Below are 12811 nucleotides of genomic sequence, written 5' to 3'. Positions count from 1 at the left end.
CCTATAAATCTAAACAGCAACAGACACAAAGAAATAAATTTCTTTGTGTCTGCCATCATTATTTCGGCACTACTTGGCAAGATGTTAGTCTTTCTTCTGCTAAAAATTTATTAGCCGCATTTTTTATATCCTCTACTGTTATTTCTTCGACAGCAGGCACCACATCAAATAAATTCATTTCATTGAAAGCATAGCGTGTAAATTGGTTAGCGATATATTCTGGTGAATTAATCGCACGTAAGAAAGCGCCAATTTTCTTTTTCTTCGTTCTTTCTAACGTCTCGCTGGCGAAATCCATTGTTTTAGCTTTCATTAAAATTTCTTTAATTGCAGCTTCTAACCGATCAGGATCACTCGTATCCCCACCAATCATCGCAAATCCAAATCCGTGCTCCTGTGTGTAATCATAAGAAAAAGTATCATCAATTAAGCCTTCTTGGAAAAGATTTTGGTAGTTTTCAGAGCTTTCACTAAATAGGAAATCTAATAATAAATTGATGCTCCACTCTTGTTTCATCATTTCTTTTCCGGACTGCTCTACATTGATTCCTTTTATCCCAACAAGACATTTAGAAGTGTGGACGTTCATTTTTAAAACTTGCTTGTCCTTATTAACATGTGCAGGCTCTTCTTTAAATTTACGTTGAATTTCACTATGATTTGTATAGTCTTTTTTACTTTGATTTTCTCTTATCTGAGCCATATATTCCTCTGGATCAACAGGTCCTACAATGAAAAGAAGCATATTGCTTGGGTGGTAGAACGTATTATAGCACTCATACAACATATCTTTTGTGATATGTGAGATGGATTCAATCGTTCCAGCAATATCAATTTTCACAGGATGATGGACATACATATTTTCAATTAATCCAAAGTAAAGGCGCCAATCTGGATTATCATCATACATCGTAATTTCTTGTCCGATAATTCCTTTTTCTTTTTCTACCGTTTTCTCCGTAAAGTATGGCTCCTGTACAAAATTAATAAGCGTTTCCAGATTATTCGCTACATTAGAGGTACTAGAAAACAAATAGGCTGTTCTTGTAAAAGACGTAAAAGCGTTAGCACTTGCCCCCTGTTTACTAAAATCTTGAAAAACGTCACCTTCTTCTTTTTCAAAAAGCTTATGCTCTAAGAAATGAGCAATTCCATCAGGAACTTGAGTGAATTCGGATCCCTCAAGAGGAATAAAGGTGTTATCTACAGAACCATAGTTTGTTGTGAATGTACAAAACGTCTTATTAAACCCTTTTTTCGGCAAAATATATACCTTTAAGCCATTTGCTAATTTTTCATAATATAGCTCTTCTTGCAATTGAGCAAATTCTATTTTTTCCATTATGCATTTCCCTCCGATCCCGTTAAGAAATAAATGGTGTCTAGTTCGATCTTTTTAGCGGCAGCAATGATTTCCTCTCTGGAAACTTTACTCATATATTGAAGCCAATCGCCCATCTCTACATAATTATCACTTACACTATTATGGTAGAACAGTTCAATCATGCCACGGGAAGTATCCAATGTTTCCAGCATTTGATTATGAATCACCGCTTTTGTCTGCATTATTTCTTGATCGGAAAATTCGCCTTTTTTCATTAACTCCATTTGTTCCTTAATAATCTTTACTGCCTTATCATAATTGTTATTATCTATTCCTGACATTACTAAAAGCAATCCTTTATGACTTTCTAAACGACTTGCTGCATAATAGGCAAGACTTTCTTTTTCCCTGACATTAATAAATAGCTTAGAATGCGAGAACCCGCCATAAATACCATTAAGTACTTGAAGGGCAAAATATTCTGGATCTCCATAAACTATATTTGTGCGGAATCCCATATTTAGTTTTCCTTGTTTAATATCTTGAACTTCACGAACCTCTTTTACTTCCCTAGTTTCATACGTTTTTCTACGATCAATTGATTGTGCAGTTCTTTCTTTAAATGGAAATAAATCCTCAATATATGCTCCTATCTCTTCTTCTTTAATATCGCCGACCATATACAAATCAATCTGATCCTCTGCTAACGCTTTTGTATAATAGGCGTAAAGGGATTGTGGGGTAATGCTGTCAACCTCATCCTTTTCACCGTACACACTTAATGCATAAGGCTCATTTTCACACATAACATCAATTACCCGTTGATTCGAATATCGCATTTTATCGTCATAGATGGATTGAATTCTTTGCTTTAATGCACGTTTTTCATTCTCTATAACATTTTGGTCAAAACCACTTTCTGATACATTTGGCTGAAAGATTACCTCAGATAAAAATTCCAAGCCTTTTTTTAATAAAGGAGCTGGGTCTGAGAGAAACTTTTCATTTGCAATTTCTAAGGAGAAAGAAACAATGTGGTATTCCCCTTTTTTAGCAAGATCGATAAAAAAAGTAGCTCCGTACAATTCTTCTATAAAGGAACGAAGCTTTGCCGTTGTCGGATATTTCTTTGTACTATTTTGCATCACATAAGGAAGAAGGGCCCTGTGTGTGGAATTTTCTTTTGTAATAGGGGTCCGCCATTTCACCACAATCGTATTCGTTTTAAATTTTTCAGTCTTGACTGTATGTAATTGAAAGCCGCTATATTTTGTAATTTTTTCCGTTGCTATGCTCATAACATACCTCCTCATATACTTACACTAATCATACACTACTTACTAGTATTAACTCTATTTATATGGTTATTCTCATAAAGTCTAGATTAGGATGATTTTCCTCTAAACTTATATCTTTCTCCTTTGCTTATTTCTATTCCTTCTTTATCATATAGCTTAAACTTATAATAATAGGATTTTGCCTCTATTTCTGAAAGTCTTTCATCGACGTTCCCATTGAAAAATTGCCTAAAGATACCTTTTTCTCTCCTTCCACTCATTATGAATGATTAAGTCAATCGAACGAACACTTGCCCCACCCCATCTGATAATAAAAAGAAAGAGTGGTGTTCGTTCACCCTCGATTGAAATCGTGTAGCTAGTTACTCCTTTACTCAGCTCTCTATCAAAGCTCTTACCAAGCTAGGTATAGTTGCCTTTGGAATGTTTTTCAAACTTAATAGCTCCCTAGCCCTCCCCATTTGTAAAACCAGCGATTCTAGTCTTTTCTGTATCGAAAATATCAATAAATTTCAGATTAGTTCCTTAATCAACCTTCTTAATAGAACTTCATCATTACCATAAATTGGTCCATTCCATAATAGTCCGATTACAAGGATAAGCAATATACTACTAAATAAAAATAATAGATTTTTTACGCTCATATATTTTCCTAACTTTATAAAAAATTAATTAAATCAATTATCAATCAAAAAAAAGTTTATTCAATAATAGCGAAGAAAATAATTCTAAATTATACTTTTTCCTTTAAAAGGACGATTATTTCCATGAAAACAGGAAAAAAATAAAGAAAAGAAGAAAGGGAGAGATGCACAATGCCAAAGCTTGTTTTGATTCGCCATGGAGAAAGTCTTTGGAATGTGGAAAATCGCTTTACTGGTTGGACAGATATTGAACTATCAGAAAAAGGGTTAACAGAAGCAAGGGAAGCTGGAATTATTCTCAATCATAACGGATACACATTTGATATTGCATATACATCCTATTTAAAAAGAGCTATTCGGACATTATGGATTATTCTCGATGAAATGGATAGCATGTGGATTCCTATACATAAAACGTGGAAATTAAATGAACGGCATTATGGTGCTTTGCAAGGATTAAATAAAAAAGAAACAGCTGATCAATATGGGCTTGACCAAGTTCAAAAATGGAGAAGATCCATGGATATCAGACCACCAGCTTTAAATAAAGATGATCCCCGCTACAATATCGACGATCCAAGGTATCAACAGCTCGAAGAAGGCGAATTTCCTTTAACAGAAAGTCTTGCCGATACGGAGAAAAGAGTCCTAACTTTCTGGGATCAAGAAATTGCACCCATGCTACACAATAATAAAAAAGTAATAATTGCAGCTCATGGTAATACAATTCGCGCTATTATTCAGTATTTAGATAATGTTTCACCTGACGGAATTGCGTCTTTAAACATTCCAACAAGCATTCCATTAGTATATGAATTAGATGATAATTCCTTAAAACCTATTCGCCATTATTATTTAGATATGAACGGCGAAGTTCCTGCCGATGTGATTCCTAAACATATTCCAATTGATTTATTGGATAAAGAAATTAAAACGAAGGCAATTAATACACATGAGGAATAAAAAACACCCCAAAAGTTAGAATTGGTTCGTCTAACTTTTGGGGTGCACATCATTAGAAGTCTCTTTTTTATTTTCCCAAAGGATTATCTGCTACCTTTAATATAAGGAACACCAGAAGCTTTTGGTGCATCTGCACGACCGATAAAGCCTGTTAATGCAATAATAGTTAATACATATGGTGCAATTAACAAGTAAACGCTCGGGATGTTTTCTAAGAACGGTAAGCTGCTTCCAACAATACTTAAGCTTTGAGCAAAACCAAAGAAAATCGCAGCTCCCATTGCTCCAAGCGGATTCCATTTTCCGAAGATCAGGGCGGCAAGTGCCATGAATCCTTGTCCGCTAATGGTCGCATGGGTAAAATCATTTGTAATCGACTGGGCAAATACGCCGCCGCCGATTCCACCAAATGCACCAGAAAGAATAACCGCAATATAACGCATTTTGGTTACGTTAATGCCCATTGTATCTGCAGCCATCGGATGCTCTCCAACAGAACGAAGACGCAAGCCGAATGGCGTTTTATACATAACGAACCAAACAATAACAGCAACAACAATTGCTAAGTAAGAAGTCCAATATGTATTAGAGAAAAATAAGTCTCCAATCACAGGGATGTCCTTTAATAGCGGAATATCAATTTTCTTAAAGCTATAACGAATGGTACCTGTTTGTCCCTTTCCATCATAGATTAATTTTACTAAGAACATAGCAAGACCAGCTGCTAGTAGATTAATCGCTACACCAGAAACCGTTTGGTCGGCACGGAATGTAATACTTGCCACTGCATGAAGTATCGAGAATAGAGCACCGACAACCATTGCGACAAGCAAAGAAACCCATGGTGTCCAAGCGCCAAGACTATCAGCAAATGTTAAATTAAAAACAATGGAGGAGAAAGCTCCCATTACCATTAAACCCTCTAGTCCAATATTAACTACCCCTGCTCTTTCAGAAAAATTCCCGCCAAGCGCAGTAAAAATTAGTGGAGCAGCAAACAATAGCGAAGAAGGTATGACAATTAATAATACGTCCATTAATCCCATTTACTTCTCCCCCTTTTTACTTTTATTTTTACTCAATCGTTCTAAGAATAAGCGAATCATATAGCTTGAAGCAACAAAGAAAACGATTAAAGCAATAATGATATCAACCATCTCATTCGGTACTCCAGCTTCAAGCGGCATATTTAGCGCCCCTACTTTTAAGAAACCGAACAAGCATGCAGCAAGCAAGATTCCGACTGGGCCATTTGCTCCAAGTAAAGCAACGGCAATCCCATCAAATCCAACCCCTGTAAATCCACCTTTATTACTCACATATTCAAATGTTCCTAAACCTTCCATTGCTCCTGCAAGACCTGCAAAAGCACCAGAAATGACCATAGAAAGAATGATATTACGGTTAACATTCATACCAGCATATTGGGAGGCATTCTGATTAAAACCAACAGACTTTAATTCATATCCTTTTACTGTTTTCTCTAAGATAATCCACATAAGTATAGCGCATCCAACCGCAATTAAAATTCCCCAGTGCATACGGGAATAGTCTGTTAAGCTTTCTAAGAACCCAGAACGCAGACTAGCAGTTGGCGCAATATTTTCTGTACGGTCTGCTTTATCTGTAAGCACGTTTCGGATTAAATAGTTGGATACATGTAATGCGACATAGTTCATCATAATACTTACGATAACTTCATGAACTCTAAATCGTGCCTTTAAAAAGCCTGGTACAAATGCCCACAGCGCACCAGCAGCAGCAGCAGCTAATACAGCAAGTGGTAAATGAATAATTTTTGGTAAATCAAAGGAAATCCCTACCCAAACTGCAGCAAGCCAGCCAACAATTAATTGCCCTTCAACCCCAATATTGAATAATCCGGTGCGAAAAGCGAAGGCAACTGCAAGACCTGCAAGAATCAACGGAGTGATTTGGCGCACTACTTCTCCAGTGAAATAAATATCTCCAAACGCTCCATTCCAAAGGGCTGTATATGCATCCGCAGGATTATAACCTGTTGCAAACATGATAATCGTCCCAACAATAACCCCTAACAATACGGCAATAATTGGAATACTAATTTTCTTTATTGTATTAGACATTATTCTCCACACCCACTTTTTTAGCTTTCGATCCTGCCATTAATAAACCTAGCTCTTGTTCTGTTGTTGTTTTTGGATCCACTGTTGCAATAATTTCTCCATCAAAAATAACAGCAATGCGGTCACTGACATTTAAAATTTCATCTAATTCAAAGGATATTAATAATACCGCTTTTCCTTTATCTCTTTGTTCGATTAATCGTCGATGAATAAATTCAATTGCACCTACATCCAGTCCCCTAGTTGGCTGGGCAGCAATAAGCAAATCAGGGTCACGATCTACTTCTCTACCAATGATTGCCTTCTGCTGGTTACCCCCAGAGAGAGCTCTCGCTGGTGTGTGTATACTTGGTGTACGGACATCAAATTCTTCAATTAACTTGCTCGCTTTTTTCTCGATTTCACCTTGATTTAAAAAGCCATATTTAGAAAATGGGCTTTTGTAATAGGTCTGTAAAGCCATATTTTGTCCAATCGAAAAGTCAAGTACTAAACCGTGTTTATGTCGATCCTGCGGAATATGACCAATCCCACTTTCTGTAATTTTCCGTGGAGAAAGTACACTGATTTCTTTGCCGTTAAGGGTAATACTTCCACTGTTTTTCTTCATTAAGCCAGTAATCGCCTCAATCAACTCTGATTGACCATTGCCATCTACCCCAGCAATCCCCACAATCTCACCTGCTTTAACATCTAGGTTAAGAGAGTTGACTACATGGACACCACGACTATCTTTTACAGTTAAATCAGAAATTTTTAATACTGTTTCTTTCGGATTTGGTGCTTTTTTTTCTGTTTTAAAGGAAACTTCACGGCCAACCATTAAGTTTGCAAGCTCATTTTGGTTTGTATCTTTTACATTATAAGTGCCAATGCCTTCCCCTTTTCTGATAACCGTAACACGGTCACATACTTCCATAATTTCTTTTAATTTATGGGTAATGAGGATAATGGACTTGCCCTCTTGAATTAACTTACGGAAGATACCAATTAATTCGGCAATTTCCTGCGGAGTTAAAACAGCTGTCGGCTCATCAAAAATCAAAATTTCTGCTCCGCGATATAACGTTTTTAAGATTTCTACTCTTTGTTGCATTCCAACAGAAATATTAGCAATCTTCGCTTTCGGATCAACTGCCAATCCATAACGCTCTGAAATTTCCTGTACTTCTCTTTCTGCTTTTTTTAAATCGATTTTTCCTTTGCTGACTGTTTCTTTTCCTAAAATAATATTTTCCGTCACCGTAAAGGTGTCAATCAACATAAAATGCTGATGAACCATTCCGATTCCTAAATCATTCGCAATATTTGGATTAGAAATATTTACGACTTTCCCACGCGCACGAATTTCCCCTTTTTCTGGCTGATATAGACCAAAAAGAACATTCATTAGCGTAGATTTTCCTGCACCATTTTCCCCTAAAAGTGCGTGAATCTCACCTTTTTTTACTTGAAGGGTAATATTGTTGTTTGCAACAATACCAGGGAATTCTTTACGAATATTTAACATCTCGATTACATATTCCATCTAATCCACTCCTTCTTACTTACCTTACAAGATAAATGTTATAAAGCTTAAAATACACGTATGATGTCAAAGAATTTTATTTTCTAAAACAATCCACAAAGGAAATTATGTAATTTTTATATTACGATAATTTCGACATATAAAATTTTTAATAAAGACTAGAATTAAACTTCTACTCTTTAGTTAAAATTCTATTTTTTGTCGTAAAAAAGGAATAAGTGTTTGCCATGCAAACCACTTATTCCTGGAAAATTAGCAATTGCTATTTACTTAACAGTATCAGGAACAGTGTACTCACCGTTTTTAATTTTAGCAGTCCATTCTTCAACAGCAGCATCAATTTCAGCTTTCTTTTTAACTTCTTCATTAATTGGTGCAAGACCAACACCATCTTCTTTTAAGCCATAAACAGTAGTTTCGCCACCTGGGAATTTACCGTCTTTTGCTTTAGTTGAAATATCTTGTACCGCTGTGGAAACACCTTTTAATGCAGAAGTTAACACAATGTTGTGGTCTCCTACAACACCTTCTGCTGCTTGATCAGAGTCAACACCGATTGCCCAAATATATTTTGAAGGGTCTTTTTCTTTTAAATCACGAGCTTCAGAGAATAATCCAGCACCAGTACCACCAGAAGCATGGAATACTACATCTGCGCCTGAAGAGTACATCTTACTTGCAATTGTTTTACCAAGTTCAGGTTTATCAAATGCACCAGCATATTGTACGTCTACCTTAATATTAGGGTCTACTGCTTTAACGCCATCAACGAATCCAGCTTCGAAGCGTCCAATTACATCTCCTTCTACCCCGCCAATAAATCCAATCTTTTTAGATTCGGTTGCATGAGCTGCTGCAACACCAGCTAAGAAAGAAGCTTCTTGTTCTTTAAAAGTAATGCTTGCTACATTAGGTTGGTTAACTACAGCATCAACAATTGCAAAATGTGCATCTTTTTGTTGTTGAGAAATTTCTGAAATTGCACCTTCCATTAAAAATCCGATTCCAAATACCAAATTATAGCCTTGACGAGATAAATTATTTAAATTAGTAGCATAATCTGAATCTGACTGTGATTGTTGGTAATCAATACCATTACCTTTTGATAAGCCATTCTCTTTACCAAATGCTTGTAAACCTTCCCAAGCTGATTGGTTAAATGATTTATCATCAACACCACCGACATCTGTTACCATTGCAACTTTAAATGAGTCTTTCTCTTTATCCCCATCTGCTGCTTTATCGTTACCTTTGTCATTACTTCCGCAAGCACTTAATACAGTTCCAGCAGCTAGTACTAAAGATAGTGCTAAGCCAAATTTACGCTTCTTCAAAGCTTGTACCCCCTAGACTTTTTATTGTTATTTAGTCAAATTTTATACGATTAGTCTGTTCAGCTTCTACGAGTATATTCGTTTTCTTAATACTTGAAAGCTAAACTTATCGGATCGAAAATAATTTACTGAATAAAGAATCGGTTCATCCTTCTCATCATAATGCATCTGTTTTAATACAAGCAGTGCAGTTTCTGGTTCACATTGCAGAATGGGAGATACCTTATCGTGATATCCTATCGGCTCGATTTGTGCAACAGCGTATGTAATATGTCTTTGACTATCCGATTCCAAGAACTGAAAAATCGATTCTTGATCGTATGAAAATCGCTCAGGCAAAAATTTCTGTGGCAATTTATCTATACAATAAACAACCGGTTCGCCATTAGCTGTTCGAACTCTTTCGATAACGAGCAGTTCATCCCCTTGTAATGCAGAGAAGCGTGTCGAGTCTTCTTCAGTAGCGAACATCGTGTTTGAGCTTAGAAATATAGTGCCTGGATTCATACCTGCCTGCTTAATCATATTCGTGACACTATTCAATTGTTCTATGCCAGAATTAAACAATGGTTTACAGTTAACAAAAGTGCCAACACCATGTCTTCTGACAATGACATTTTCTTCTTCCAATGTACGCAGTGCCTCTCTTAAAGTGGCCCGGCTCACACCTAAAGTTTTTGCAAGCTCGAATTCTGAGGGGAATTTTTCTTTTTCTTTATAAATTCCTAACTCAATATCTTTTTTTAGACGATCTACTACTTGCAAATATAAATGTCTCGTATCCGATTTAATTAGCATATGATGTTCCTCCAAACATTTCTAAGACATCAGACCTCTGATGTTCAATCATTCCTACTAATCGAAAATACTATAACACTTTTTTCCTAATAAATAAATAGACTTTTAAGAATTTCGTCGAAAAAATACAGAAATGAGTAATTGTTCGGAAATCAACCGTTTTCTTTTGTATATTATTGTAAAAATAATGCATTGTTTTGTTATTTTTTCTTACATATCTTGAATGAATGTTCAGAATATACGCTAAAAAAGGACTTGAAATAGGTTATACTATTTCAAGTCCTTTTCTAAAAAATATGATTGTTTCTCTCATAACCGGTTCATTTTTTGTCCTATATGTTGGTTGAATTCAATTCATCTGCTATTATTACTGCATATTTATTTCTTCGGAACTTTTAGGCACAAGAACTGTTCTTGGTTTACTGCCCTCATATGGTCCAACTACCCCACGGGCTTCCATTTCATCGATTAATCTAGCTGCTCTCGTATAGCCAATCCGGAACCTTCTTTGTAACATACTAACAGAAGCTGTTTGCATTTCAACAATTAGTTCAACTGCTTCATGATATAGTTCGTCTTCTACAGCTCCTGTAACTTCCACAATTTCATCTGGAATCATTTCCTCTTGATATTGTGCTTTTTGCTGACCAATCACAAAATCAACCACTTCTTCCACCTCTTCATCGGACAAGAACGCTCCTTGTACTCGCACAGGTTTGCTTGCCCCATAAGGGAAGAATAGCATATCTCCTCTTCCTAATAGCTTTTCGGCTCCTCCCATATCTAATATGGTACGAGAATCCGTCTGAGAGGAAACAGCGAACGCAATTCGTGATGGAATATTTGCTTTAATAACTCCTGTAATAACATCAACTGAAGGTCGCTGAGTGGCAATAATTAGATGAATTCCGGCTGCACGGGCCATTTGTGCAAGTCGTGTAATGGCATCCTCTACATCAGATGATGCTACCATCATTAAGTCAGCAAGCTCGTCTACAATCACCACGATAAATGGCAATAGTGGCTGCTTTTCTTGTTCCTCTGCATTTATTCGTTTAATATACTCATTATAGCCTTCTATATTTCTTGTCCCTGTATGGGAGAATAAGTCGTATCTTCTCTCCATTTCACTAACAACCTTCATTAATGCCTGTGATGCCTTTTTTGGATTTGTCACAACAGGGGCAAGCAAATGAGGGACTCCATTATATACATTTAATTCAACCATTTTCGGATCAATCATCATTAGCTTTACTTCATGAGGTTTTGCTCTCATCAATATACTTGTAATAATCCCGTTAATACAGACAGATTTACCACTTCCTGTTGCTCCGGCAACAAGTAAATGGGGCATTTTATTTAATTCCGCGCATACGGCTTCCCCTGTGATATCTCGTCCAAAAGCAATCATCAGCTTCGAATCAGGCTTATCATTTTTACTTGATTCCAATACTTCTCTTAGTGACACAACAGCAACTTCAGAGTTGGGCACTTCAATCCCGATTGCTGATTTTCCAGGAATAGGTGCTTCAATGCGAATATCCTTTGCTGCAAGAGCTAAAGCTAAATCATCGCTTAAATTAACAATTTTACTTACTTTTACCCCTTCGCTTGGATGAACTTCATACTTCGTTACCGCAGGTCCTAAGTGAACCTCTGTTACTCTAGCTTTTACGCCAAAGCTATGAAAGGTTCTTTCTAATTTAGCAGCGTTTGCGTGAATTTGCTTATATTCCCCACTCTGATCTGCCTTTCTCGGCAACGTTAATAGTTTTAAAGGCGGGAGTTCATAATCCTTATTTTCTACTTCTGTAAAAGTTATTGGTACGACATCACCTATATCGGTTTGTTCTTCTGGCGAATCTGCCAACAAGTCTTCCTGAATGACTTCTTCCTGATAGGCTCTTTCGGCAAAGGTATTAATAATTGGCTCTTGTATGTATGGCTCTTCCTCTTGAGGCGGAGTGTTCACAATAATAGAAGCATTCGTATTTTCCTTAGACTGCTGATTTTCGCGTCTTGCTTGTTTTTCTGCCTTCCGCTTTTCTTTATTTTTTTGAATCGATTCTTTCCAGTCTTTCATATCTTGCTTAAACGCTTCCCATTGATCTTGGAAAAAATTCCAGATACTTGATATAACTTTTTTAAAAGCACCACTTAACGTTTTACCAGTAAGCAGGATAAAACCGATCACAATCACGATAAAGCTGATAATCTGAGTACCTACCGTGTCGAATAAATAATGAAATAATGCAAATAAAACGGCACCAATCATACCACCGCCTAAATCGACATTAGTAGCCTCTTTATTCACTTCCATCCAAAATAATTCCCATGTATTGAATATAACACTTGGGTTTTGAAAAGCGCCTTGGCTTGCTAGCAACTTAAATAGTGTTACATGGCTAAGTAATAAAATTGCACTGACAATTAAATAAATTCCATTTAATTTCGTATGAAACATATAAGGCTTTTCTCTTTTCCACATTAAATAACCACTGTATACGATAAGGCCTATTAGGCAAAGCATATACCACTCTCCAAAAAAGAAACGGAAAAAAGAAACCATTGTTTTCCCAACCGCACCGAGTTGTAAAATAGAGATAAAACTCAACGCCATAAGAAGCAGGGCTGCAAGTTCATATTGTATCGTTAATTTAAGATGTTGTTTTTTTCTTGTTTTTCTTTTTTTCCTTTTTGCCATTTGATCACCTAATATTTAAAAAGTATCTTTCTCTTTTGTAGTAAAGAAGCAGCCTTAGGCTGCTTCTTTGTTGTTCCTATATTATAACATAGTTTATAAAGGGAAACTTCTTT

At 36.3% G+C, this 12811-nt stretch carries 9 protein-coding genes; 1 reads left to right on the top strand and 8 read right to left on the bottom strand.

From position 1 onward, the window contains the following. Positions 1 to 58: 58 nt before the first annotated feature. A complete protein-coding gene (yfmH, locus tag MHH96_RS15340; RefSeq protein ID WP_047940063.1) occupies positions 59 to 1342 on the bottom strand; it encodes an EF-P 5-aminopentanol modification-associated protein YfmH in 1284 nt (427 codons plus the stop codon). After that, entirely contained in the window at positions 1342 to 2622 is a 1281-nt protein-coding gene (yfmF, locus tag MHH96_RS15335; protein ID WP_061796648.1) for an EF-P 5-aminopentanol modification-associated protein YfmF, read from the bottom strand. Before yfmF ends, yfmH begins: the two co-directional genes overlap by 1 nt. Positions 2623 to 3437: 815 nt before the next feature. Between yfmF and gpmA the strand changes: the two genes are divergently transcribed. After that, the gene (gpmA, locus tag MHH96_RS15330; RefSeq protein WP_047940061.1) at positions 3438 to 4229 is read left to right on the top strand and encodes a 2,3-diphosphoglycerate-dependent phosphoglycerate mutase; all 792 of its coding nucleotides are present in this window, start codon (positions 3438 to 3440) and stop codon (positions 4227 to 4229) included. Positions 4230 to 4312: 83 nt separating this feature from the next. Here gpmA and MHH96_RS15325 read toward each other — a convergent pair whose 3' ends face one another. The 6 genes from MHH96_RS15325 to MHH96_RS15300 form a co-directional block, all read right to left on the bottom strand. Continuing rightward, positions 4313 to 5275: an ABC transporter permease gene (locus MHH96_RS15325; protein ID WP_061796649.1), complete on the bottom strand. Its 963-nt coding sequence runs from the start codon at positions 5273 to 5275 to the stop codon at positions 4313 to 4315. Then, positions 5276 to 6334, bottom strand: coding sequence for an ABC transporter permease (locus MHH96_RS15320; RefSeq protein WP_047940058.1), 1059 nt, complete (start codon positions 6332 to 6334; stop codon positions 5276 to 5278). Continuing rightward, positions 6327 to 7862: an ABC transporter ATP-binding protein gene (locus MHH96_RS15315; protein WP_047940057.1), complete on the bottom strand. Its 1536-nt coding sequence runs from the start codon at positions 7860 to 7862 to the stop codon at positions 6327 to 6329. The genes MHH96_RS15320 and MHH96_RS15315 overlap by 8 nt, the downstream gene beginning before the upstream one ends. Before the next feature lie 266 nt (positions 7863 to 8128). Next, complete coding sequence (locus MHH96_RS15310) at positions 8129 to 9196, bottom strand: BMP family lipoprotein (RefSeq protein ID WP_061796650.1); 1068 nt, start codon at positions 9194 to 9196, stop codon at positions 8129 to 8131. Between the two features lie 66 nt (positions 9197 to 9262). Continuing rightward, on the bottom strand, positions 9263 to 9994 hold the full coding sequence (locus MHH96_RS15305; RefSeq protein ID WP_047940055.1) for a GntR family transcriptional regulator: 732 nt from the start codon (positions 9992 to 9994) through the stop codon (positions 9263 to 9265). A gap of 367 nt (positions 9995 to 10361) precedes the next feature. Further along, positions 10362 to 12698 carry a DNA translocase FtsK gene (locus MHH96_RS15300; protein WP_341117634.1) on the bottom strand — a complete coding sequence of 779 codons (2337 nt, stop codon included), beginning with the start codon at positions 12696 to 12698 and terminating at the stop codon, positions 10362 to 10364. Positions 12699 to 12811 lie beyond the last annotated feature (113 nt).

The organism is Niallia sp. FSL K6-0212 (assembly GCF_038007605.1).
Taxonomy (GTDB): Bacteria; Bacillota; Bacilli; order Bacillales; family Cytobacillaceae; genus Niallia; species Niallia circulans.
The sequence above is the reverse complement of the archived record's forward strand: the minus strand, read 5'-3'. Positions and strand labels throughout refer to the sequence as shown.